This window comes from Halomicrococcus pelagicus (genome assembly GCF_050954125.1).
Genome location: NZ_JBPBWC010000002.1, coordinates 198,974 through 221,578 on the forward strand (window position 1 = coordinate 198,974; position 22,605 = coordinate 221,578).

General features: G+C 67.2%; 20 protein-coding genes. 6 read left to right on the forward strand and 14 right to left on the reverse strand.

Going from position 1 to position 22,605, the window contains the following annotated elements; translation table 11 throughout:
• The first annotated feature begins 84 nt into the window (after positions 1 to 84).
• Positions 85 to 1,338 carry a tRNA (N(6)-L-threonylcarbamoyladenosine(37)-C(2))-methylthiotransferase gene (locus ACRYA2_RS05735; RefSeq protein ID WP_433625127.1) on the forward strand — a complete coding sequence of 418 codons (1,254 nt, stop codon included), beginning with the start codon at positions 85 to 87 and terminating at the stop codon, positions 1,336 to 1,338.
• Positions 1,339 to 1,384: 46 nt separating this feature from the next.
• On the opposite strand, the gene ACRYA2_RS05740 is transcribed toward ACRYA2_RS05735, so the two are convergent.
• A complete protein-coding gene (locus tag ACRYA2_RS05740; protein WP_433625129.1) occupies positions 1,385 to 1,888 on the reverse strand; it encodes a GNAT family N-acetyltransferase in 504 nt (167 codons plus the stop codon).
• A gap of 25 nt (positions 1,889 to 1,913) precedes the next feature.
• On the reverse strand, positions 1,914 to 2,483 hold the full coding sequence (locus ACRYA2_RS05745) for a metal-dependent hydrolase (protein WP_433625131.1): 570 nt from the start codon (positions 2,481 to 2,483) through the stop codon (positions 1,914 to 1,916).
• Between the two features lie 398 nt (positions 2,484 to 2,881).
• Between ACRYA2_RS05745 and ACRYA2_RS05750 the strand changes: the two genes are divergently transcribed.
• Complete coding sequence (locus tag ACRYA2_RS05750) at positions 2,882 to 3,637, forward strand: mechanosensitive ion channel family protein (protein ID WP_433625133.1); 756 nt, start codon at positions 2,882 to 2,884, stop codon at positions 3,635 to 3,637.
• 118 nt (positions 3,638 to 3,755) lie between these two features.
• Here ACRYA2_RS05750 and deoC read toward each other — a convergent pair whose 3' ends face one another.
• Complete coding sequence (gene deoC / locus ACRYA2_RS05755) at positions 3,756 to 4,397, reverse strand: deoxyribose-phosphate aldolase (protein WP_433625135.1); 642 nt, start codon at positions 4,395 to 4,397, stop codon at positions 3,756 to 3,758.
• 158 nt (positions 4,398 to 4,555) lie between these two features.
• On the opposite strand from deoC, the gene ACRYA2_RS05760 reads away from it, so the two are divergent.
• Complete coding sequence (locus ACRYA2_RS05760; RefSeq protein ID WP_433625137.1) at positions 4,556 to 5,635, forward strand: glycosyltransferase; 1,080 nt, start codon at positions 4,556 to 4,558, stop codon at positions 5,633 to 5,635.
• 60 nt (positions 5,636 to 5,695) lie between these two features.
• Positions 5,696 to 6,658, forward strand: coding sequence for an AIR synthase family protein (locus tag ACRYA2_RS05765; protein WP_433625139.1), 963 nt, complete (start codon positions 5,696 to 5,698; stop codon positions 6,656 to 6,658).
• 43 nt (positions 6,659 to 6,701) lie between these two features.
• Here the strand turns inward: ACRYA2_RS05765 and ACRYA2_RS05770 are convergent, their stop codons facing one another.
• From ACRYA2_RS05770 to ACRYA2_RS05785, 4 genes are all read right to left on the reverse strand, one after another.
• Complete coding sequence (locus ACRYA2_RS05770) at positions 6,702 to 7,871, reverse strand: SPFH domain-containing protein (RefSeq protein WP_433625141.1); 1,170 nt, start codon at positions 7,869 to 7,871, stop codon at positions 6,702 to 6,704.
• Positions 7,872 to 7,973: 102 nt separating this feature from the next.
• On the reverse strand, positions 7,974 to 8,540 hold the full coding sequence (locus ACRYA2_RS05775) for an NfeD family protein (protein ID WP_433625143.1): 567 nt from the start codon (positions 8,538 to 8,540) through the stop codon (positions 7,974 to 7,976).
• Between the two features lie 147 nt (positions 8,541 to 8,687).
• Entirely contained in the window at positions 8,688 to 10,676 is a 1,989-nt protein-coding gene (locus tag ACRYA2_RS05780; RefSeq protein ID WP_433625145.1) for an AMP-dependent synthetase/ligase, read from the reverse strand.
• A gap of 105 nt (positions 10,677 to 10,781) precedes the next feature.
• Complete coding sequence (locus ACRYA2_RS05785; protein ID WP_433625148.1) at positions 10,782 to 11,699, reverse strand: MBL fold metallo-hydrolase; 918 nt, start codon at positions 11,697 to 11,699, stop codon at positions 10,782 to 10,784.
• 152 nt (positions 11,700 to 11,851) lie between these two features.
• Here ACRYA2_RS05785 and serS point away from each other — a divergent pair, with 152 nt between their 5' ends.
• Positions 11,852 to 13,234 carry a serine--tRNA ligase gene (gene serS / locus ACRYA2_RS05790; protein ID WP_433625151.1) on the forward strand — a complete coding sequence of 461 codons (1,383 nt, stop codon included), beginning with the start codon at positions 11,852 to 11,854 and terminating at the stop codon, positions 13,232 to 13,234.
• On the opposite strand, the gene ACRYA2_RS05795 is transcribed toward serS, so the two are convergent.
• The 6 genes from ACRYA2_RS05795 to ACRYA2_RS05820 form a co-directional block, all read right to left on the reverse strand.
• Positions 13,231 to 13,644 carry an EamA family transporter gene (locus ACRYA2_RS05795; RefSeq protein WP_433625154.1) on the reverse strand — a complete coding sequence of 138 codons (414 nt, stop codon included), beginning with the start codon at positions 13,642 to 13,644 and terminating at the stop codon, positions 13,231 to 13,233. The genes serS and ACRYA2_RS05795 overlap by 4 nt on opposite strands.
• A 52-nt stretch (positions 13,645 to 13,696) precedes the next feature.
• Positions 13,697 to 15,373: a glycoside hydrolase family 13 protein gene (locus ACRYA2_RS05800; protein WP_433625157.1), complete on the reverse strand. Its 1,677-nt coding sequence runs from the start codon at positions 15,371 to 15,373 to the stop codon at positions 13,697 to 13,699.
• A gap of 156 nt (positions 15,374 to 15,529) precedes the next feature.
• Positions 15,530 to 17,734, reverse strand: a complete 2,205-nt coding sequence (purL, locus tag ACRYA2_RS05805; RefSeq protein ID WP_433625159.1) for a phosphoribosylformylglycinamidine synthase subunit PurL — start codon at positions 17,732 to 17,734, stop codon at positions 15,530 to 15,532.
• 153 nt (positions 17,735 to 17,887) lie between these two features.
• Positions 17,888 to 18,481, reverse strand: a complete 594-nt coding sequence (locus tag ACRYA2_RS05810) for a DUF7344 domain-containing protein (RefSeq protein ID WP_433625162.1) — start codon at positions 18,479 to 18,481, stop codon at positions 17,888 to 17,890.
• A gap of 566 nt (positions 18,482 to 19,047) precedes the next feature.
• Positions 19,048 to 19,266 carry a hypothetical protein gene (locus ACRYA2_RS05815; protein WP_433625164.1) on the reverse strand — a complete coding sequence of 73 codons (219 nt, stop codon included), beginning with the start codon at positions 19,264 to 19,266 and terminating at the stop codon, positions 19,048 to 19,050.
• 4 nt (positions 19,267 to 19,270) lie between these two features.
• Complete coding sequence (locus ACRYA2_RS05820; protein ID WP_433625167.1) at positions 19,271 to 19,597, reverse strand: HalOD1 output domain-containing protein; 327 nt, start codon at positions 19,595 to 19,597, stop codon at positions 19,271 to 19,273.
• A 177-nt stretch (positions 19,598 to 19,774) separates the two neighbouring features.
• On the opposite strand from ACRYA2_RS05820, the gene ACRYA2_RS05825 reads away from it, so the two are divergent.
• Complete coding sequence (locus tag ACRYA2_RS05825; protein WP_433625170.1) at positions 19,775 to 21,580, forward strand: S9 family peptidase; 1,806 nt, start codon at positions 19,775 to 19,777, stop codon at positions 21,578 to 21,580.
• A gap of 51 nt (positions 21,581 to 21,631) precedes the next feature.
• On the opposite strand, the gene ACRYA2_RS05830 is transcribed toward ACRYA2_RS05825, so the two are convergent.
• Positions 21,632 to 22,555: a cation diffusion facilitator family transporter gene (locus ACRYA2_RS05830; RefSeq protein ID WP_433625172.1), complete on the reverse strand. Its 924-nt coding sequence runs from the start codon at positions 22,553 to 22,555 to the stop codon at positions 21,632 to 21,634.
• Between the last annotated feature and the right edge of the window lie 50 nt (positions 22,556 to 22,605).

The window sequence follows — 22,605 nt, forward strand, 5'->3', positions numbered from 1 at the left end:
TCGGCGGCCGGCCGGCGGGCCGCCGCCGGAGTCTCGTCGATTCGTCGCGTTTTTGCCCGCGTAGCGAGAACGTTCCGTCAGCGAATGGCCCGGTACCACATCGAGACGTACGGCTGCACCTCCAACCGCGGCGAGAGCCGCCAGATAGAGTCCGCGCTCCGCGACGCCGGCCACTACCGCGTCGACGGACCGGACGAGGCCGACGTCGCCATCATGAACACCTGCACCGTCGTCGAGAAGACGGAGCGGAACATGCTGCGCCGGGCCAGGGAACTCGACGAGGAGACCGCCGACCTCATCGTCACCGGCTGTATGGCCCTGGCGCAGGGAGAGCAGTTCCGCGAGGAGGACGTCGACGCCCAGGTGCTCCACTGGGACGACGTGCCGACGGCCGTGACGAACGGCGAGTGTCCGAACCCCGGCCCAGGCGTCGAACCGGTGCTGGACGGCGTCGTCGGCATCCTCCCCATCGCCAGGGGCTGTATGAGCGACTGCTCGTACTGCATCACGAAGCACGCGACGGGCAAGATAGACTCACCCTCCGTCGAGGAGAACGTCGAGAAGGCCCGCGCGCTCGTCCACGCCGGCGCGAAGGAGCTCCGCATCACGGGCCAGGACACGGGCGTCTACGGCTGGGACGACGGGGAGCGCAAGCTCCACGTCCTGCTGGAGCGTATCTGCACCGAGATAGACGGCGAGTTCCGGGTCCGGGTCGGGATGGCGAACCCGAAGGGCGTCCACGGCATCCGCGAGGAACTCGCCGAGACCTTCGCCGAGCACGAGAAGCTCTACGACTTCATCCACGCGCCGGTCCAGTCCGGCAGCGACGACGTGCTCGGCGACATGCGCCGCCAGCACCAGGTCGAGGAGTTCGTCGAGGTCGTCGAGACGTTCGACGACGCCCTGGACTACTGGACGCTCTCGACGGACTTCATCGTCGGCTTCCCGACCGAGACGGAGCGCGACCACGAGCAGAGCATGGCCCTGCTCCGCGAGGTCCGGCCGGAGAAGATCAACGTCACGCGGTTCTCGAAGCGCCCGAACACCGACGCCGCCGAGATGAAGGGCCTCGGCGGCCAGGTGAAGAAGGACCGCTCGAAGGCGATGTCCGAGTTGAAGATGGACGTGGTCGCCGAGGCCTACGAGTCGATGGTCGGCGACCGCCGCCGCGTGCTGGCCGTCGAGGAGGGGACCGGCGACTCCGTGAAGTGTCGCGACTCCGCGTACCGGCAGGTCATCGTCCAGAACGCGAGCGAACACGGCGTCGAACCCGGCGACTTCCTCGACGTCGAAGTGACGGGCCACCAGACCGTCTACGCCTTCGGCGAACCGCTGTAGCGGCGAAGTCCGTCGACGGCAGGCGGGTAACGGCTGGTTTCCCGACTCAGAGCTTCCGCGCGACCATCTCACCCCAGTGTTCGAAACCGTGGCGCTCGTAGAACGCCCGCGCACGGTCGTTCTCGCGGTCGACGTCGAGCACCAGACGGTCCAGCGGCAGGTCCTGGGACTCGGCGAGCGCGACGGCGGCCGCGACGAGGTCGTCTGCGACGCCCGTACCGCGGTACTCGGGTCGGACATATATCTCGTTCAGCACGGCGGCGTCCCATATCATGGCGAGGCGCTCGGGGAGGACGAACGCGTAGCCGGCGAGCGCCTCGTCCGCCCCGGCCTCCTCGGGGGCGGCGACGGTGACGCAGCGTTCGTCGTCCGCGACGCAGCGGTCCACCCAGTCGAGGTAGCGCCGCCGGTACGCGTCGGTCACTTTAGCGGCGTACCTGTCGGCCTTGTCGTCGCTGCCGGTCCCGTCGCCGAGTCCGAGTTCGAACGCGCGCTTCAGCGCCCACAGCGCGTCGGCGTCGCGCCCGGGGTCGTACGGTCGGACGTCCATACGGCCACGTTCGCAGGGGGCGGTGTTACTTCTTCCGTGCCTCCCACGCGCGGAAGCCGACGACGGCGATGCTGGTCACCCCGAGCAACAGCCCCCGTCCCGACCGGACGATAGGGAAGGTGCGTTCTTCCCCCGCCGGGTCCGCCCCTGGCGCGAGGTCGAAACCGGTGCTGTAGTGGGTCGTTTCGGTCGACCCCTTCGCCTCCAGCAGCGACTGGACGAGCCCCTCTTCGTTCGATATCGCTATCTCTCCCGAGACGCTGTAGAACTGGTCGTGGACGGGATAGAGCAGGTTGACGCCGTTCGAGAAGAAGTCGAGACCGATGCCGGCGACCAGCAGCGAGCAGAGACTCACCCACGCGACTCGCGTCCCGTACTCCCCCCACCGCGCTCGAAGCCGCGACTCGCCGACGAACAGTAGTACTCCGAGCGCCGCCGGAAACAGGAGCGTGTGCAACACGGCCCTGTGTCCCCCAGGAACCCACCACCCCACCAGCGTATCCAGGTCCGGCACCGCGGCAGCGGCCATGACCACCAGCGCCGCGCGCCCGTCGAAGTGTTCGGCGAGCAGCGACGTGGCGAGAAGCCCTGCCACCGCGACGTGAACCACCGTCGATGGCACAAAAGTTAAACGGTATCTTAGAAGATATGGTTTTTCGCCGATATCCGACGTGTACGACCGGTTCGGTAGCGAAACGGCGCGGTCTCCCCGTCCGCCTCGAATCGCCCGCCGGGACGGTGTCCGACGACCGTCGGACCCGACCGAGTTCACTCCGCGTTCGGGAACTCCGCAGACGGTCGAAACGAGCAGATAACGTCGGAAGGGCGGCCGGTCGCCGCCGGCGGGGTCGATACCCCGTCCGTCGTGGCCGACCGCGGCGCGGTCTGTGAGTTATCAGCCGTTACCGGGTTCGTCCGGCAGTTCAGGCACTCAACAACTAAACCGCTCGCGGAACGTTTCCCGGACGGCCGCACTGTGGCCAGTGAGAAACCATGATTCGATACGACACACTCGGAAGCATCGTGCTCCAACAAGACGGAGGCGTTCTCGGCAACCTTCCGTCCTGGATACAGCAGCCCCTTCAGGGGTTCGTGGCGCTCCTGCCGCGACTCGTCGGCGCGTTCGTCATCCTGCTCATCGGCTGGATCGTCGGACGCGTCGTCGCCTCGGTCATCAGTCGCGTCGCCGACCGCGTCGAACTCGACCGGATGGTGCTGGATACGCCGCTGGGGCGGATGCTCGGGGGCACCGAGAGCGCCGTCTCCGGCGCGTTCGGCAAGCTCGGCGCGTGGTTCGTGTACGCCCTGGCGATTCTCGCCGCCGCGAACGTGCTGGCGATTCCGACCCTCTCGCAGTGGGTCGCCACGGCAGTCTCCTACCTGCCGGCGTTCATCGCGGGGCTGCTCGTCATCGTCCTGGGGTTCGTCGTCGCAGACTTCATCGGCGACGCCATCACCCGCACGCGAGCGGCGACCGGGACCTCCTACACGTCGTGGTTCGCCGACGGAACGCGCTTTTTCCTCTACTTCATCGCCATCGTCGTCGGTCTCGACACGATGGGCATCGACGTCCAGATACTGTACGTCTTCGCGCAGGCGCTCGCGTGGGGACTGGCCGCGGCCGTCGCCATCGGCGTCGGCGTCTCCTTCGGCTGGGGTGGCAAGGATTACGTCGCCAACCACATCGACGGCTGGATGTCCAGCGCCCAGGAGGGAGCGCCGAGTCCGCAAGCCGGCGACGACGACTGACCGTCGGCGGGGTCGCGTCGCCGTCCGTAGTGACCTCGACGACCGACGCTGAGCCGCCAGCCGCGACGACCGGCCGATTCGGCCTCGGTCGTCACGAGCGGCGCACGGGGAACCGGAGCTACCGCCGACGCCGGAAGTCCTCGACGATGGCCGTCCCGCTGCTCGCGCCGATGCGCTCGGCCCCGGCGTCGAACATCGCTCGCGCCGTCTCGTAGTCGCCGACGCCGCCGCTGGCCTTGACCGGCAAGTACTCGCTCATCAGCGCCACGTCTTCGACGCGCGCGCCGGTCGCCGCGAAGCCCGTCGACGTCTTCACGAAGTCCGCGTCGGCCTCCTTCGCCAGCCGGCAGGCGTCTCGCTTCTCCTCGTCGGACAGGAGCGCCGTCTCGATGATGACCTTCACCGGTACGGGAACCGCCGCCACGACCTCCTCGATGTCCTCCCGGACGCGGTCGTGTTCTCCCGCCTTCAGCCGACCGACGTTCGTCACCACGTCGAGTTCGTCCGCGCCGTCGTCCCAGGCCGCGACGGCCTCCTCGCGCTTCGCGACGGTCGCGTGCTGGCCGTGCGGGAACCCGACGACCGTGGCCAGCGTCACGTCGGGGGCGTAGTCGCGCCCCTCCGCGACGTAGCACGGTGGGATGCAGGCGTTCGTCCCGTACTCGCTCGCCTCGTCGAGGACGCGCTCGACGTCCGCCGGGGTCGTCTCCGGCCCCAGGACCGTGTGGTCTATCTTCGCCGCCAGTTCGGCTTCGTCCATGCGCGTTCGCACGGACGGTGCGAGTAAAAATCCCCGTCATGGTCGGTTCCCCGTCGTCCCCGGTGTCCGGGCGACCAGAGGGTCGTCCGGCGGGACGGCTCCATCCCGCCGACGCGCGTGAAAGAAAATTTTAACTTTCCCGTTTCGTGGCGGCGAGTATGCGCGTCGCGTTCGTCGCCGAAGTGACGGCCCAGCTGGAGAGCACCGGGGCGACCCGGCGGCTCCGTCGCACGGCCGAGCTACTGGCGGGACGGGGCCACGACGCGGTCGTCCTCTGCTCGCAGTGGTGGGACGGCGACCATGCGACATTCGAACAGGACGACGTGACGTACCGGGCGGTGACGACCGAGCCGCCCGAGGAAGGACCGTCGCGGCGGTTCGCCATGGCGCTTCCGGGAGCGCTCCGCCGCGCGAAACCGGACGTCGTCCACGCCGCCGCGGTGCCGAAACACGTCCTCGCGGCCAAGACCGCGAGCGCGCTCGTCCGCGCGCCGCTCGTGGTGGACTGGTACGACGCCCCGCGAGCCGAGACCGCGGAGGCGAACGCCCGCGGCCTTCGGATGGCCGCCCGCGCGGCCGACGAGATAGTCGCTCCCTCCGAGACGGTGAAGACCCGGGTCCGGGAACTCGGTGCGAGCGGCGACGACGTGCGGGTCGTTCCGAACGGCATCGACATGGACGCCATCCGGGAGGCCCAGGTCGTCGAGGGGGCCGACGTGGTGTACTCGCGGCGACTCGACGAGGACGCCAACCTGGAGAGCCTGTTGCTCGCGCTGGCGGAGCTCCGGGACCGCGACTGGAACGTGGTCGTCATCGGCGACGGGCCGGAGCGGGACGGGTACGAACGCCAGACGCGGGACCTCCGCATCGACGACCGCGTGGAGTTCACCGGAAGTCAGCCGGTCGAGAAGCGGATTCCCGTGTTCAAGGGGGCGCACGTCTACGTCCAGACGGCCCGGCGGGAGGCGTTCCCGACCGACCTGCTGCGGGCGCTGGCCTGCGGCTGCTCGGGCGTCGTCGAGTACCACGTCGACTCCAGCGCGCACGAACTGGTCGAGAACGAGGACCGTACCTTCCGGACGACGAGCGAACAGGAACTCACCGAGGCGCTCGTCGCCGCGGCGGACCTCGAACCGCTGGCGGTCAACGAGGCGTTCGCCGACTACGACCACCAGCGAGTGCTGGAACGGTATCTCGACTGCTACCGGGACGTGCGAGACTCGTTCGGACTGTTCTGACCGCCACCGGCGCTCGCGGTCGAAACGCACATGCTCGCGCCGCGGAAACTCTAAAGCGAGATGATCGGCAAACTCGACCCCGAGGCGCTCGGGCTAGTTCTCTCGCGGACGGGCGCGAGCGACAACGACGTGCTGGTCGGGCCGCGATACGGCGAGGACGCGGCCGCGCTACGGGTCGGCGACGAGACGCTGGTCGTCAGCTCCGACCCGCTCTCGCTGGCGCGCAAGCGCCTCGGAAGCCTGGCCGTCGACGTTGCGTGCAACGACGTGGCCGCCTGCGGCGCGAATCCGCGCTGGCTGACGAACGTCGTCTTCCTCCCTGACGACGACCCCGAGACCCTCGACGCGGTCACGGGACAGATAGACGCCGCCGCCGAGTCCCTGGGCGTGTCGGTCGTCGGCGGTCACGCCGAGTACGCACCCGACCTCTCGCGACCCACCGTCTCGATGACCTGCATGGGACTCGCGGACGAGTTCGTCCCGACGGGCGGGGTGAACCCCGGCGACCGCCTCGTGCTGACGAAGGACGCGGGCATCGAGGGGACCGCCATCCTCGCGACCGACTTCCGCGACGAACTCGGCGAGGTGGCCGACGAACACGTCGAGCGCGCCGAGCACTTCTTCGACGAGATCAGCGTCGTCCCCGACGCGAACGTTCTCCGGGAGTACGCCACGGCGATGCACGACCCGACCGAGGGCGGCGTCGTGTCCGGCCTGCTGGAGATGGCGAGCGCGGCGGGTCTCCGCCTCGCTGTCGACCGCGACGCGGTGCCGGTCCGGGAGCCGACCCGTCGGCTCTGCGACGCGATGGACGTCGACCCCCTCTCTATCTTCGGCTCAGGCGCGCTGCTGGCCGCGGTCCCCGAGGACCGCGTCGAAGCGGCGCTGGCCGCCCTCCACGAGGCGGGCATCGACGCCGCCGACGTCGGACGCGCGGTCGACGCCGACCAGTCTGCGCTCGCGATAGACGGCGAGGAACTCCAGGAACCGCCGCGCGACGACCTCTACGCTCTCTGGGAGTAGGAGAAGAAGGATTCGGAGGGCAGTTCTCCGGGCGTCGGGACGGTTACTTCTCGGTTTCGAGCTCTTCCTCGGAGACCTCCATCTCGTCAGGGTCCTCCATCTCCGCGTCCATCTCCTCGATGACCTCGTCGGCGCTCTTGATGTTCTTGGGGTCCTCGCCCTGCTTGATGGCCTGTGCCTCCTGCTCCATCGCTTCGACGTCCATCTCGGCCTCCTCGTCTATCTGGCCGAGAATCTCCTCGATGTTGTCGAGGCCGATGAGTTCGCGGGTCTCCTCGTCGAACTCCAGGCTGTCGAGCTGGTCGCCGTCGGTCTCGACGTCGCTGCCCGTGAGATGCTTACCGTAGCGGCCGAGCATTGAGGACAGTTCCTGGGGGAGGACGAACGTCGTCGACTCGCCCTGACCGATGGACTCCAGCGTCTCCATCCCCTTGTCGATGACTGCGCGCTCGCCCATCGACTCGGCGGACTTCGCCCGGAGCACGGTCGACACTGCGTCACCCTGCGCCTCCAGGATCTGGCTCTGCTTCTCGCCCTGCGCGCGGATGATGTTGGACTGCTTGTCACCTTCGGCCGTCTCGATGGCGCTCCGGCGTTCACCCTGCGCTTCCAGAATCATCGCGCGGCGCTTGCGCTCCGCGGATGTCTGTTGCTCCATCGCCTGCTGGACGTCCTTGCTCGGGTTGACCTCCCGGACCTCGACGCTCTCGACGCGGATGCCCCACTCGTCCGTGGGTTCGTCGAGTTCCCGGCGGATCTTGGCGTTTATCTCCTGGCGCTTGTTGAGCGTGTCGTCCAGTTCCATGTCGCCGAGCACGGCGCGCAGCGTCGTCTGCGCGAGGTTGGAGACGGCGCGCTTGTAATCCTCGACCTCGAGATACGCCTTCTTCGCGTCCATCACCTTGATGTAGACGACGGCGTCGGCGGTGACCGGCGAGTTGTCGCGCGTGATGGCCTCTTGGCGCGGCACGTCCAGCGTCTGGGTTCGCATGTCGAAGGTGTGCGTGCGGCTGACGAACGGCGGGACGAAGTTGATGCCCGGTTCTAGCAGTTTCCGGTACTCGCCGAACACCGTCAGCGCGCGCTTCTCCGTCGCGTCGACGATCTCGACGGACTGCCAGATGGTGACGATGGCAAGGACCAGGAACAGCAGCGCGATTATCGTGAACGTCCCCCCGCCGGGAGCGCTCTGTAAGGGTACAACTGGTAGCATACCCGAATGTTAGGACGAGTACCTGTTAAGTATTCTGTCGTTCTCGAGGTCACGTTTCCCGGAAAATTCCGGCGGCGGTCGAATTCTGGCCGGCGACTGGAGTCAGGTGCCCTCGGTTTCGCGCTCGCGGTCGGTCTCACCGCCGTCGCTCGTGCGCTCGTCGGCGTCTCGACCGCGAGCGAGTTCGCGGTCGATGCTATCCTCGATGTGTCCGACCGGTTCGACCGTGAGGACGTTGCCGCCGCCGGGGTCGATGACCATCACCTCCGTTCCCTCCGGTATCTCGCCGTCCATCGAGCGCGCGGCGTAGTACGGGTTGAAGCCGCCGGCCTCCAGTTTCACCTGCCCCTCCGAGGGTGTCACGCGTTCGGTGACCGTGCCGGTCGCTCCCTTCAGCGAGTCCGAGTCGCTGGTGCGGCCCGTTCCCTTCCCGCCGTAGAGGTCGAGTTCTCGGTATCCGTAGAAGGCGACGGCACCGAATCCGAGCACCAGCGCGGCGAGAATGAACGGCTGGGCCAGGGGAGGGAAGACGAGCGCGACGAGACCGGCGAGCAAGAGCGCGACGCCGAGAACGATGAAGTGCGCGCCGGGAATGAGCGCCTCCGCGAGCGCCACTCCCGCCCCGGCGATGACGAGCAAGAGCGGAAGCGAATCGAGCGGCGATGCCATGGTCGGACGTTAGCGTCGTGAACGTTAAGAGTTTGTGGAGACTTCGGCAACTCGACGTGAACGCCGTCGCCGAGACGCGGCCGTGACCAGTCGCGAGGGCGTCGTTCGACCGACCGCAAGGGTGCCGGCCGCCGGGAGCCGCCCCGATTACTCGGCGTAGATCTCGTCGATGCGGTCGGCGAACCGGTCGAGGATGTTCCGGCGCTTCTTCTTCATCGTCGGCGTGAGCAGGTCGTTCTCCTCGGTGAACTCCTCGGAAACCAACCGGAACCGCTTTATCTGCTCGTAGGACTCGAACTGCTCGTTGACGCGGTCGACCTTCTCCTCGACCCACTCGTACACGCGGTCGTCCCGGGCGATCGCCTCGCGGCTCTCGGGAAGGTCGACGCCCTCTTGGGTCGCCCGCTTGCGAACCTCCTCGAAGTTCGGGACGATGATGGCGCTGACGAACTTCTGTCCGTCGCCCGTCACCATGCACTGGTCGACGACGTCGCTGGCGGCGAACGCGTCCTCGATGGGTCCGGGCGCGACGTTCTTGCCCGTCGATAGCACGAGGATGCCCTTCGCGCGCTCGCGGAACTCGAGGTAACCGTCGGGGCGAATCTCGACGATGTCGCCCGTCCTGAACCACTTCCCGGAAGCGCCGTCCGCTTTCAACTTCCCGTTCGCGTCACTCGCGGGAACGTCCTCGGTGAACGCGTCCTCGGTTGCCTCGGGCCGGTTCCAGTAGCCGTCCGTGACGTTCGGACCCTTCACGAGCAGTTCGCCCACCTCGCCGTCGGCGTCGTCGAACGTCTCGCCGACCACGGCCGGGTCGACCGTCACCTGCTCGTCGACGACAGGCGGGCCGATGGTGCCTATCTTCGGCTCCTCGGGCGGGTTGACGGCGATGACCGGCGAGGTCTCGGTGAGGCCGTACCCCTCCAGGATGGGCAGCCCCATCCCGTGGTAGAGCCCACAGAGGTCGGCCGAGAGGCTGCCGCCGCCGCTGATGAGGAAGTCGACGTTACCGCCCAGTCCCTCTTTCACCTTGTCGAAGACGAGTCTGTCCGCGAGCGCCTTCTTCGCGCGCAGACCGAGCCCCGGGTCCGCCGTCTCGTGGTACGTCCGGCCAACGTCAGTCGCCCAGTCGAAGATGCGACGCTTGAGTTCGGTCTCCTCGGCCTGCGACCGGATGGCGTCGTAGATGCGCTCGTAGACGCGCGGGACGCTCGTGCCGGTCGTCGGCCGGACGGCCTGGAAGTCGTCCCGGAGCGTGTCCGGACTCTCGGCGTACGCGACGGTTGCGCCGCTGGCGAACATCAGGAAGTGGCCGGCCATCCGTTCGAAGACGTGGGCCAGCGGCAGGAACGAGACGGTGCGCGACGTCTCGTCGATGACCGGCACGTCCTTGTCCGGGCGCGGGCCGAACCGTCTGCGACACTGGTTGACGTTCGACCGGAAGTTCCAGTGGGAGAGCCGGACCCCCTTCGGCTGGCCGGTCGTGCCGCTAGTGTAGATGAGCGTGGCGAGGTCCCCGGGGTCGCGGTCGTCGAGCCACGACTCGTAGGTCTCGCGGTCGAAGGCCTCGGCGCCGCGGTCGTGGACCGCAGCGAGGCTATAGACGTCGTCGCGGTCGCGAGCGTCGTGGTCCGCCGGGAGGCGGTCCATCACGACGACGAACGACAGGTCGAGGTCGGCGGCGTCGACGCGGTCCAGCAGTTCTGCGTTCTCGACGACGACGCCGGACGCGTCGGGGTCGTGGAGCAGGTACTCGACCTGCGAGACCGACGAACTCCGGTAGACGGTCGTGACGACTGCGCTGGCAGCGAGCAGACCGAAGTCGCACTGGGCCCACTCCATCCGGGTGTCTGCGAAGATGCCCACGCGGTCGTCGGGCGCGACGCCGAGGTCCCGGAAACCGGCGGCGAGGTTCCGGACGACGTCGCGCATCTCGGCGTACGACAGCGTGCGGAACTCGCCGGACGGGGCCGCCGGAAGCGCGGCATCGGTGAGCGAACGGTCGTAGACGCCGCCCTTGTACTGCTGGGCGGGTCGGTTCTCGTGTCGCGCCGCGCTCTCCTCGAACATCCGGGGGAGCGTGGTCCGGTCGATGACCGGGTCCGTGTACTCCGCCTCCGCGTCTCGCCACTCCATACCAACCCGTTCAGAGCCCCCCGCCATTAAGCTGGTGTAGAACTCCCGGGAAGTTTGGTCTCGTTGTATCCCGGCGATTTCGCCGTCGGTCCCCGGGCCGGCGGCTCACTCTTCGTCGCGCACGTCGAGGTAGCGAAGAACGCCGCGGACGTTCATCGCCGTCTCCGCCTCCGCCTTCGTCGGCCCCCAGACGTCGGACATCTCCTGTTCCGCGACGAAGTGGTCGATTATCGCCTCGTCGTCGCCGAGTTCGGCCCGCTTCTCCGCGACTGCCTCGACCCACGACGACAGGACGTCCTCGTACTCGTCCATCGCCGCGTCGGAGTACGGTCGCGGCCCGAAGTGGGGGTACAGCAGCGTCGTCGGCGTCAGTTCGCGGACGGTCTCGACGTCGTCGAGACACGCCTCCAGGTCGAAGTTCGGCGGCGGCGACGTCTCCCGTATCCGCTCGACGCTCGGCACCCAGATGCCCGCCGCGTCCGCGGTGAACAGGGCGTCGTTCGCCGGGTCGTAGAAGACGACCTGGTGTGGCGCGTGGCCCGGCGTGTGAATCGTGCGGAGCTGGTGGTCGCCGAGGTCGATAACGTCGCTGTCGGTCAGTTTGACGACGCGGTCCTCCGGAACGGGTTCGGGTTCGACGTAGAACTGCCACTGGTTCCCGACGGCGCGTTTCGTTCCCTCGACGAGTCGCTCGGGGTCCACGAGGTGGCGTGCGCCGCTCTCGTGGACGTACACGTCGGCGTTCGGGCACTCCTCGGCGAGGAACCCCGCGCCGCCTGCGTGGTCCAAGTGGACGTGCGTCGGCGCGATGACCGCCACGTCCTCTCGCGCGATGCCGATCTCGTCGAGGGCGTCGAGGATGCGCTCGTAGTGGGTGCCGATGCCCGTGTCGACGATGGCCGGACGTTCGGCGTCGAAGACGTACACCGCGCCGTACGCCTCGGTGTCGTACATCCCGGTGTCGACGTAGTAGAGGTCTTCGCATCCGCCGGTCGTGACTTCGCGCACGTCTCCGATTGTCATACTTACGTTCGCGTCGGCGAGTGGCAAAAGTGATTCGCGTCGGGCGGGCGGCGAGGCGGTGGCGGCGAGGTGGCGCGCCGATGGCCGTGGCCCGCCACGTGGTCGCACGAACGATACGGTTTTTTGCAACCACACTGAAAATCAGAGTAGAAATGCTCGACAGGAAGTACGTGCGAGAGCACCCGGAGGAGGTCCGACGGGCGCTCGAAACGAAAGGGGTCGAGGACGTGGACCTCGACGTAGTACTGGAGATCGACGAAGAGTGGCGCGAACTGAAGGCGCGCGGCGACGACTTGCGCCACGAGCGCAACGAGGTCAGCCAGACCATCGGCGAACTGAAACAGGAGGGCAATGACGAGGAGGCCCAGGAGGCAATCGACCGCTCGCAGGAGCTGAAGGCGGAACTCGAGCGCGTCGAGGACCGCGCCGACGAACTGAAGGCGGAACTCGACGAAGCGATGCTCGAACTTCCGAACATCCCCCACGAGTCCGTGCCCGTCGGCGAAGACGAGAGCGACAACGTGGAGCGGTACCGCGAGGGGTTCGACGACCTTCGGGACCTCCCTGACGACGTGATTCCGCATTACGAACTCGGTGAGAACCTCGACATCCTCGACTTCGAGCGCGGGGCGAAGGTGACCGGCGGCGGGTTCCAGTTCGTCAAGGGCGACGGCGCTCGCCTCGAGTACGCGCTCATGCAGTTCATGCTCGACGTTCACCGCGAGCAGGGGTACACCGACGTCTTCCCACCGATTCCGGTCAACAGCGCCTCGATGCAGGGCACCGGCCAGTTGCCGAAGTTCGCCGAAGACGCCTACCGCATCGGCGCGCGTCAGGACGACGAGTACGACGACGACGACCTCTGGTTGCTCCCGACGGCGGAGGTGCCGGTGACGAACATGTACCGCGACGAGATTCTGCTCGACGACGACCTCCCGCTCAAGCATCAGGCGTTCTCGCCGAACTTCCGCCGGGAGGCCGGAGAACATGGGACCGAGACTCGGGGGTACGTCCGAGTCCATCAGTTCAACAAGGTCGAGATGGTGAACTTCGTCCGTCCCGAGGAGAGCTACGACCGTCTCGAAGGCCTGCTCTCGGAGGCCGAGGCGGTCCTCGAGCGCCTCGGTCTTCCGTACCGCGTGCTCACGATGTGTACCGGTGACATGGGCTTCCAGCAGGCGAAGAAGTACGACATCGAAGTGTGGGCCCCGGGCGACGACATGGAGGACGGCCCCCAGGAGGGCGGTCGCTGGCTCGAGGTGTCGTCGGTGTCGAACTTCGAGGACTTCCAGGCCCGACGCGCCGGCCTGCGCTACCGGCCGGACCGCCACGAGTCGGCCGAGTATCTCCACACGCTCAACGGGTCGGGACTGGCGCTGCCGCGCGTGATTGTAGCCATCCTCGAGTACTACCAGAACGACGACGGCACCGTGACGATTCCGGAGGTCCTGCGGCCGTACATGGGCGGCCAGGAGGTCATCGAGGGCCACGAGAAGGTCGGCGAGAGCGCGCTCGGCGCGGGCGAGAAGGACTAGCTCGTCGTCAGGTAGACGCCGATTGCGGCCAGCAGGATGCCGACCGCCTTCCGCCAGGAGAGGGGGTCGTGGAGGAAGACGACGCCCAGCAGCGAACTGCCGACGAGGAACATGCCGAAGATGGGGACGACGACGCTGACCGGCCCTGCACCGAGCGCCTGGTAGTAGGCGATGATGCCGATGGAGAGGAAGACGCCGGCGGCGTACATGTAGACGGCGTTCTCGCCGACGAGGTACGCCGCGACCGGTTGGTCGCGGTAGACGATGACGGCCGCGGCCGACAGCGCGAGCATGCTGTTTGCGACCAGTGCGACGACGGTGCTCGGAATCTCGTTGGTCGCGAGGCTCACCAGCGGCGTGAAGATGGAGTATCCGACGAGCGCCACGACCGCCCACGCGAGGTAGTTCACGACGATGGAGTCGGCCCCCGAGACACCTATCGGTTGGGATATCGTCGCCGGGTCACGTCAGTCGGTACACCCGCGCCTCGTAGGGGCGTACCTCGAAGGACCGGGGGTCGTGGCCCGCCACGGCGTAGTTCCCGACCATCAGTTCCGCCTCGTCGTAGGTCACGTCCACCGGGAGCGTGAACGTCGGCGTGCTCTCCGTGAAGTTGAGGACGACGAGCGCCCGTTCGTCGTCGAGGGTGCGCAGGTAGGCGTAGACGTCGGGGTCCTCCTCGAGCAGCAGGTCGTACTCCCCGTAGACGAGCACGTCGTTCTCGTGGCGCAGGTCTATCAGGTTCCGGTAGTAGTGCCAGACGGACTCCTCGTTGGCCATCGCCTCGTCGACGTTGACCGTCTCGTGGTCCGGGTTGACGGGAATCCACGGCTCGCCGTCGGTGAAGCCGGCGTACTGCTCGTCGCTCCACTGCATCGGCGTCCGGGCGTTGTCCCGGCTCCGGTGGCGGACGACGTCCTTGACGTCGTCGAAGTCGTAGCCCTCGCTCCGTTTGCGCTCGACGAAGTTCCGCGCGCTCACGTCCCGGACCTCCTCGACGCTCTCGAAGGGGTAGTTCGTCATGCCGATCTCGTCGCCCTGGTAGATGTACGTCGTCCCCCGGAGGGTGAAGAGCATCGTCGCGAGCATCTTCGCCGACTCGATGCGGTAGACGCCGTCGTCGCCGAACCGCGACACCATCCGCGGCCAGTCGTGGTTGCCGAGGTAGGCGCTGTTCCACCCCTCGCCCTCCAGTTCCGTCTGCCACTTCGTGAACACGCGCTTGAACTCCGGCAGCGACCACTCGCCCATCGTCCAGCGACTCCCGTCCTCGCCGTAGTCGAGCGTGACGTGCTCGAAGTGGAATATCATGTTTAGCCCGTCGCCGTCCGGGCCGAGGTACTGCTTGGCCTCGTCGACGGTCGCGCCCGGCATCTCGCCGACCGTCATCACGTCGCGGCCCTGCAGCACCTCCTCGTACATCTCCCGGATGTAGTCGTGGACGCGTGGTCCACCCATGAAATGTTCGTTGCCGACCCACCCCGAGTCGGGGTCGCCGTCCGGCAGTCCCTCGGCTTTCGATATGAGGTCAATGACGTCCATCCGGAAGCCGTCGATGCCTTTCTCCAGCCACCACTCCATCATGTCGTAGACGCGCTGGCGCACCTCGGGGTTGTCCCAGTTGAGGTCCGGCTGTTTCTCGTCGAAGAGGTGGAGGTAGTACTCGCCCGTCCGCTCGTCGTAGGTCCACGCGGACCCGCCGAACGCCCCCTCCCAGTTGTTCGGCGGACCGCCGTCCTCGCCCTCCCGCCAGATGTAGTAGTCGCGGTAGTCGCTGTCTTTCGACTCGCGGGACTTCCGGAACCACTCGTGTTCGTCGGAGGTGTGATTGACGACGAGGTCCATGATGAGTCGGATGTCGCGGTCGTGCAGCGCGGCGAGCAACTGCCCCCAGTCCTCCATCGTCCCGAACTCGTCCATTATCGACCGGTAATCGCTGATGTCGTAGCCGTTGTCGGCGTTCGGCGACGCGTACACCGGATTGAGCCAGACGACGTCGACGCCGAGTTCGTCCAGATAGTCGGCCTTCTCGGTGATGCCGGGGATGTCACCGACGCCGTCGCCATCCGAGTCGCGAAAGCTCCGGGGATAAATCTGATACACCGTGGCTTCTTTCCACCACTCTCGTTCCACGTCCATCGGTTTCACGTGACGAGTTCAGGCCCTTAGGCGTACTTGCCGGTCAGGAACAGTCCGAAAGACCGTTGAAGACCGGTCGGCCGTCGCAGCGTCGCGGGTCGTCACCGCCGCCGCGCCGGACCACCGCCGAACCGGGCGAACGGGGACTGAGCGTCCTCAGTCGAGTTCGCGCGCCAGCACGTCCCGCAGGTCGGCTATCTCGTCGGCCGAGCGACGCAGCGACGCCCCGCCGACCGACAGGTCGAGCGCGCCGGAGTCGTCGGCGCTGCCGAGCGCCGTCACGGGTGCGACGCCGTCGAAGACGTCCCGGACCGCCTCAAGGGCGGTCGTCTCGACGACGGCGCGGCCCGGCAGTTCGCCGAACAGCAGTTCCGCGGGGCCGGCGTCGTCCGCGTCGAGTTCGACGGACGCACCGGCCTCGGCTGTGACCATCTCGGCCAGCGTCACCGCGAGGCCGCCGTCGCTCACGTCGTGGACCGCGAGCGTGCCGTCCCCGTCGGCCACCTCGCGGAGCGCGTCCACCACGGCGGCGGGGTTCGCCGGCAGTTCCGGGAAGCGGTCGCTGCCGCCGACCTGCGCGAGGTACTCCGACCCGCCGAGCGCGCTCGCGGTGGGGCCCCCGACGAGCAGGAGGTCGCCCTCGCCCGAGAGCGTGCTCGGCGGTGCGTCGTACCCCGGTTTCGTTCCGGTCATCGCCAGCGTCGGCGTCGGCGGGATGGGGCCGGACGGCGAGTCATTGTACAGCGAGACGTTACCGCCGACGACCGGCACGCCGAGTGCCGAACACGCGTCGGCGAGACCGTCGACGACGGCGGAGAAGCCGCCGTACACCTCAGGTTTCTCCGGGTTCCCGCCGTTCAGGCAGTCGACCGCCGCAAGCGGACTCGCACCCTTCGCCGCGAGGTTCGTCGCATTCTCTAGCGCGACCGCCCTCGCACCCTCGTAGGGGGCGACGTCGGTCCAGCTGGGGTTCGCGCCCGCCGAGACGGCGAGGCCGATTCCCGTCTCCCCATCGTCGCTGCTCGCCTCGTCGATGCCCGCGCTTCGCTCGCGCCTCGCACCGCTCGCCTCTCGGATGGCCATCACGGCCGCGTCGTCGCCCGGCGGCGTCGCGGTCCGGGTACCGACCTCGTGGTCGTACTGGCGGTACACCCAGCGCTTGCTCGCGCAGTTGGGCGACCCGACGACGGCCTCGAACGCCGCGTCCAGGTCGGCGTCGGGCAGGTTCCGCTCCGGTCTCTCGGGGGTCTCGGCGGGCAGGTCGTTCGTCGGCGCGCCGTCGCCGAGGAACTCGGCGGGAGCGTCGACGACCGTCTCGCCCTCGAACGTGCACACGTAGTTCCCCTCGGTCACCTCGCCGATGACCGAACAGCCGAGGTCGTACTTCTCCGCGACCGCGCGCACGGCGTCGACGTTCTCGGGGCGGACCTCGTAGCACATCCGTTCCTGTGACTCCGCGAGCAGTATCTCGAGGGCGTTCATGTTCGGCTCGCGCTGATGGACCGCCTCCAGACGGATCTCCGCCCCGAGACCGCCCTTGGCCACCATCTCGCTCGACGCGCCGCCGAGGCCGGCCGCGCCGAGGTCGCGAGCCGCCTCGACGAGGTTGCCGTCGACGAGTTCCTCGTTCGCCTCGACGAGGAGTTTCTCCGTGTAGGGGTCGCCGACCTGGACCGCGGGGCGGTCTTCGGTCTCGGCGTCCTCGTCCAGGTCCTCGCTGGCGAAGCTCGCACCGCCGAGTCCGTCCCGACCGGTCGCGTTACCGACGAGGACGAGTTCGTTTCCGGCCTCCTTCGCGTCCGCGGTGACGAGACGGTCGGCGTCGAGCAGACCGACGCAGGCGACGTTGACGAGCGGGTTGCCCTCGTAGTCGGCGTGGAACTGCGTGCTCCCGCCAACGGTGGGGACCCCGATGGAGTTACCGTAGTCGCTGATGCCCTCAACGACGCCGTCCAGCAGGTAGCGGGAGTGCTCCCGGTCGAAGTCGCCGAAGTAGAGGCAGTCCGCGAGCGCGATGGGGTACGCCCCCATCGACAGCGTGTCGCGGACGATGCCGCCGACACCGGTCGCCGCGCCGTCGTAGGGGTCTACGAACGAGGGGTGGTTGTGGCTCTCGATGCCCATCGTTATCCACGTCTCCGTCTCGCCGGCGTCGCCCGGCAGCGCGACGACCGCCGCGTCGTCGCCGGGACCGACGACGACGTGCTTGCCGTCCCCGTCGAACGCGGTCAGCAGGGGCTGGGAGGAGCGGTACGCGCAGTGTTCGCTCCAGAGGTTCTCGAAGAGGGCCTCCTCGGCCCGGGTCGGATCGCGGCCCAGTTCCGCGACGACCAGTTCTCGATCCGAGTCGGACAGGCTCATTCACTCTCCTGTACAGACAGAGCGGATTAATGCCTTTCCATGTGCAGGTGCGTGTATACTCTCTGGGTCACGCGGCGACGACAACGGTACCGGGTGGTCCGGACCGGTGGTCGAGAAGCGAACGTCGTTCAGCGGTCCCCGGTCGGGGGAGCGTCATCGAAACCAGCGTCGGTCGCCGAACTCCAGCGCGAAGTCGGGGGTCGTCCCCCGGAAGCGCCGCTGCCAGCAGTAGCGGTCGTAGACGTGTGCCAAGGCGGTGGTCGCGAACAGGCCGAGAAGGACAGTCGTAACGGCGAGAGACGAGACCGTGAGGACGCCGACCCACGTGGCGGCGACGAGCGTACCGCCCAGTCCCGACAGCAGGAGATAGAAGCGATGCCAGGGGAGCGTCGTCCCGGAGTCGTTCGCGAGGTAGAGTTCGAAGTCCTGCGCGCTGTCAGTGAACGAAACCTCCTTCGAATGGCGGTCGTACGAGACGATGCCGATCTCCTCGAGTTTCGGCAGATGTGTCTGATACAGCGCACTGTACACCGACTTGCGCTGTTCCGGCGAGACGTCCTCGATGGCGATGTTGTTCTCCCAGGCGGCGACCTGCTCGGCGAGTTCACCGAGCTGGACCGGTCGACCGCGTTCGTTGAGATGATACAGGACATATCGGCGTCGAAGATTTTTTACCGCATCATACACCTCGTCTTTCGAGAAATCGCGGGAACTGGTCCCTGTTGGTTCTGAGCGTGTCGTCGACATTACTCCCACCCAGTTCTGTGGTGACGCCGAACGTCCGGATAAAGCGGGGACTCCGTTCAACCCGTATCCAGCGATGTCCCACATCGCTGAACGATTCGGTTTTCGGCAAAGTAGTATTGAACCCTTCGGCGAACGTCAGAATGGTATCGGCGATTCCAGTTCCGTCGTCATCGATTCAATCGTCCGTTGTCGTGCCGCCATCACAGCCGGGCCGACCGGCGTGGAGGTTGCCGACCGTGCGTCGTGGGACCGGCGGCACCCGTCCACGGCCACGCGTCGACCCGACCAGCGTCGAGGCTCGGGCACGCTCGCTCCGGTTTCGACGCCGGTCGTTTGGTCGCTCCGCCGCTCGCGCGTTCGACGGCGCGTGCGCCACGCCCCGTTCGCCGGCCCGGTACGGGGGAACGCTACTGGCCGACGAGTTACGTGTCCGGTAACGACGGCGGCGTCGCTCGAAACGCGACGTTTCCGGGAGACCAGTCGCTCCGGAGCGCGGTGACTGCCGGCGGTCGCCGGACCAGCCCGGAGAGAGTCGACAGAAGAGTTCGCAGGGTAGACGCCGGGGGTCAGGTTCGCTCGTCGCGGATATCTTCCGGCAGAGCCGGATTCCCGCGACCGTCGACGTCGTCGAGATACGTTATCTCGATCATCACGTCGGGGACCCCGTCCTTGGACGGGCGGACCGTCCACGAGCGGTCGAAGTCGATGCCGTTTCGGGCACTCGTCGCGACGAGGTCGGTCAGTCGTTTTTCCAACTCGTCCAGCGATATCAGTTCTTCCGGCACACTTCTAATACCCGGATCCGTCGGGCGCGAGTTGGTCCTTGCTGTGATACACCTGTATCGTTCCCGTCGTGTCGATGCGGACTGTACATCCGTTCAGCGGGAACTGGACCTGTGCAATGTCGTGACCGACCGAGAACGATTCGAAGAGGCTCTCCAGCGCGTCGCAGTCGACCGTCTCCTGCAGCGGTGGGAGTTCCTCCAGCGGCGTGTCGGTCACCTCCGCGACCGCTTTGCTTATGCCGACGACGAGACCGTCCGTTCGGTCGGCGTCGTACGTGAACTCCTGTATCAGCTCACCGCCATTATTCGTATCCGAATATGTAATATTCATATCATATGCCTTTACCTGGTTCAATTCAATCTATCGGTCCTCCAAAGGCTATTGGTTATCAAATCCGTCCTTTAAGTATAGTTAGATATAATTCTGCTTATCGTATCCGTTTCCCGGACGAGTGACACGTTACCGGAGCCCGAAGGGATTTGAGCGTCCCATCGCAAGAAGCGCTCGATGACCGACTACGACCTCGAACGATACCTGAACGTCCGAAGTGCCCATGGCGCTTCGTTCGGCCCCAACGGCGACCGGCTGGCGTTCCTGCTCGACGCGACCGGCGTTCCGCAGGTGTGGCTGCTCGACGAACCGCGGTCGTGGCCCGAACAGCTCACCTTCTACGAGGAACGGGTGACCTTCGTCTCGTGGTCGCCCGAGCGCGACGAACTCGTCTTCGGCATGGACGAGGGCGGCAACGAGCGCGCCCAGCTCTTCCGGCTCGACGGGGACGGAGAGACCATCGAACCCCTGACGGACATGCCCGACGCGAAACACCGCTGGGGCGGCTGGAACTCCGACGGTTCGCGGTTCGCCTTCACCTCCAACCGTCGCGACGAAGCGGTGTTCGACGTGTACGTCCAGGACCGCGACGGCCGGGGTGACGACGCCGAGATGGTGTACGAGGGCGACGGCTGGCTCACCGTCGCCGGCTGGAGTCCCGACGACGACCGCCTCGTCGTCAGCGAAGCCCACTCCAGTTTCGACCAGGACCTCTACGTCCTCGACCTCGACTCGGGCGACCTCGACCACGTCACGCCCCACGAGGGCGACGTGCGATACCAGAGCGTGGAGTGGGGGCTGGACGGCGACGCGCTCTACCTCGTCACCGACGAGGGCGCAGACACGATGTACCTCGCCCGCCTCGACCTCGACGCGACCGAGATATCGGTCGTCGAGGAGGGCGGCGACTGGAACGTCGACGGCGTCGCGCTCGACGAGGACACCGGTCGGCTCGTCTACTCGCGCAACGTGGACGGGTACACCGACCTCACGGTCGGCGAACTCACCAGCGAGCGGTCGCTGCGGGAGTTCCCGACACCGAACCTGCCGCGGGGCGTCGCGGGCGGCGTCAGCTTCGGCCCGGACGCCGAACAGTTCGCCATCACGGTCACGGGGAGCACGAACAACACGAACGTCTACGTCGTGGAGACCGAGACCGGCAACGCCGAGCGCTGGACCGACGCCTCGACCGCCGGCATCCCGTCGGAGACGTTCGTCCGGCCGCAGCTCGTCCACTACGAGACGTTCGACGGCCGCGATATTCCCGCGTTCTTCTCCGTGCCCGACGACGCCACGGACGGCGAGACGCCCGTCGTCGTCGACATCCACGGCGGACCGGAGTCCCAGCGTCGCCCCTCGTTCCACGCCGTCAAGCAGTACTTCCTCAATCGCGGGTACGCCTACTTCGAGCCGAACGTACGCGGGTCCTCCGGCTACGGCCGGGAGTACACGCACCTGGACGACGTGGAAAAGCGGATGGACTCGGTCGCCGACGTCGAGGCCGGCGTGGAGTGGCTCCACGACCATCCCGCGGTCGACCCCGACCGCATCGTCGCCATGGGCGGCTCCTACGGCGGCTTCATGGTGCTCGCGGCGCTCACCGAGTACCCCGACCTCTGGGCGGCCGGCGTCGACGTCGTCGGCATCGCCAACTTCGTCACATTCCTGAAGAACACCGGCGACTGGCGACGCGAGTTGCGCGAGGCCGAGTACGGGTCCCTGGAGGACGACAGGGAGTTCCTCGAATCGGTCAGTCCCATCAACAACATCCCGAACATCGAGGCACCGCTGTACGTCCTCCACGGCGAGAACGACCCCCGCGTACCGGTCGACGAAGCCGAACAGATAGCCGACGAGGCCGTCGAGCAGGGCGTCCCCGTCGAGAAACTCATCTTCCCCGACGAGGGCCACGGGTTCACGAAACTGGAGAATCGCATCGAGGCGTACACCTCCATCGCGGACTTCCTCGACGAACACGTCTGAACACAGCGGGGCTTCTCGGTCCGTTCGGCGGGACGCTCCCGGCGCCCGCCCTCACCGCTCGTCGACGACCGAGTCAGAGAGATGCGCGTCGTCCGCGTCCTTCCACTCGCCGAGTTCCTTCGGGTCGACGTGAACGAACACGTCGTCGACCTGCGGCAACTGCCTGACGTCCTCGACCACGTCCGTCTCGATGTCGTGGGCCTCCCGGAGGGTGCGGTCGCCTTCGACCTCGACGTGCATGCTCACGTCTATCTCGGGACCGACGTAGTGGGCGACCACGTCGTGGACGCCCCGGACTTCCGGGTGGGCGAGCGCCTGTTCGACTATCTCGGCGCGCAGGTCCTCCGGCGGGGCGCTCCCGACGAGGTAGTCGACGTTGTCCTGGACGATCTCCCAGCCGGTGTAGAGGATGCCGAGCGATACGACGCCCGCCGCGACGGGGTCGAGGACGGGCGCACCGAGTCGCGCGCCGACCACGCCGACGAGCGCCGCGCCTGCGGTGAGGATGTCGTTGCGGTTGTCCAGCCCCGTCGCCACGAGCGCCGGCGAGTGCGTCTCCTCGCCGACGTACAGACAGTAGCGGTAGAGCAGGTACTTCACGACCGCGGTCCCGACGAGCACGCCGACCGCTAGCGGTCCCGTCGTGACGGTTATCGACTCCGTCAGTATCGAGGTGGTCGAGCGCCACAGCACGAGACCGCCCGCGGCGAACACGCCGAGGGCGACGAACAGCGAGACGAACGGCTCGATGCGCTCGTGGCCGTGGGGGTGCTCGAAGTCCGGGGGCTGAGTGGTCAGGTACAGCCCCGCCAGCACAACGACGCTGTACACCGAGTCGGCGAGGCTGTTGACCGCTTCGGAGCCGACAGCGAGGCTCCCGGTCTGGAGCCAGACCGCCCCTTTGGCGGCGGCCAGCAGCAGGTTGACGGCGAGGACGACGACCCCCGCGCGCCGGACCGCACCGAACTTACTCATCGTGGCCCACGTTACGTCTCTGGAAAGAAGGACGTATCGCTCCGCGGCGA

Excerpts from the sequence above, each read along its gene's own strand:
- ACRYA2_RS05780 (WP_433625145.1), bottom strand. The coding sequence starts at position 10,676 with ATGGAGTGGCGAGACGCGGAGGCGGAGTACACGGACCCGGTCATCGAC.
- ACRYA2_RS05825 (WP_433625170.1), top strand. The coding sequence starts at position 19,775 with ATGACCGACTACGACCTCGAACGATACCTGAACGTCCGAAGTGCCCAT.
- ACRYA2_RS05810 (WP_433625162.1), bottom strand. The coding sequence starts at position 18,481 with ATGTCGACGACACGCTCAGAACCAACAGGGACCAGTTCCCGCGATTTC.
- ACRYA2_RS05785 (WP_433625148.1), bottom strand. The coding sequence starts at position 11,699 with ATGACAATCGGAGACGTGCGCGAAGTCACGACCGGCGGATGCGAAGAC.
- ACRYA2_RS05775 (WP_433625143.1), bottom strand. The coding sequence starts at position 8,540 with ATGGCATCGCCGCTCGATTCGCTTCCGCTCTTGCTCGTCATCGCCGGG.
- ACRYA2_RS05750 (WP_433625133.1), top strand. The coding sequence starts at position 2,882 with ATGATTCGATACGACACACTCGGAAGCATCGTGCTCCAACAAGACGGA.
- ACRYA2_RS05820 (WP_433625167.1), bottom strand. The coding sequence starts at position 19,597 with ATGAATATTACATATTCGGATACGAATAATGGCGGTGAGCTGATACAG.
- serS (WP_433625151.1), top strand. The coding sequence starts at position 11,852 with ATGCTCGACAGGAAGTACGTGCGAGAGCACCCGGAGGAGGTCCGACGG.
- ACRYA2_RS05740 (WP_433625129.1), bottom strand. The coding sequence starts at position 1,888 with ATGGACGTCCGACCGTACGACCCCGGGCGCGACGCCGACGCGCTGTGG.
- ACRYA2_RS05770 (WP_433625141.1), bottom strand. The coding sequence starts at position 7,871 with ATGCTACCAGTTGTACCCTTACAGAGCGCTCCCGGCGGGGGGACGTTC.
- purL (WP_433625159.1), bottom strand. The coding sequence starts at position 17,734 with ATGAGCCTGTCCGACTCGGATCGAGAACTGGTCGTCGCGGAACTGGGC.
- ACRYA2_RS05830 (WP_433625172.1), bottom strand. The coding sequence starts at position 22,555 with ATGAGTAAGTTCGGTGCGGTCCGGCGCGCGGGGGTCGTCGTCCTCGCC.
- deoC (WP_433625135.1), bottom strand. The coding sequence starts at position 4,397 with ATGGACGAAGCCGAACTGGCGGCGAAGATAGACCACACGGTCCTGGGG.
- ACRYA2_RS05735 (WP_433625127.1), top strand. The coding sequence starts at position 85 with ATGGCCCGGTACCACATCGAGACGTACGGCTGCACCTCCAACCGCGGC.
- ACRYA2_RS05800 (WP_433625157.1), bottom strand. The coding sequence starts at position 15,373 with ATGGACGTGGAACGAGAGTGGTGGAAAGAAGCCACGGTGTATCAGATT.
- ACRYA2_RS05765 (WP_433625139.1), top strand. The coding sequence starts at position 5,696 with ATGATCGGCAAACTCGACCCCGAGGCGCTCGGGCTAGTTCTCTCGCGG.
- ACRYA2_RS05760 (WP_433625137.1), top strand. The coding sequence starts at position 4,556 with ATGCGCGTCGCGTTCGTCGCCGAAGTGACGGCCCAGCTGGAGAGCACC.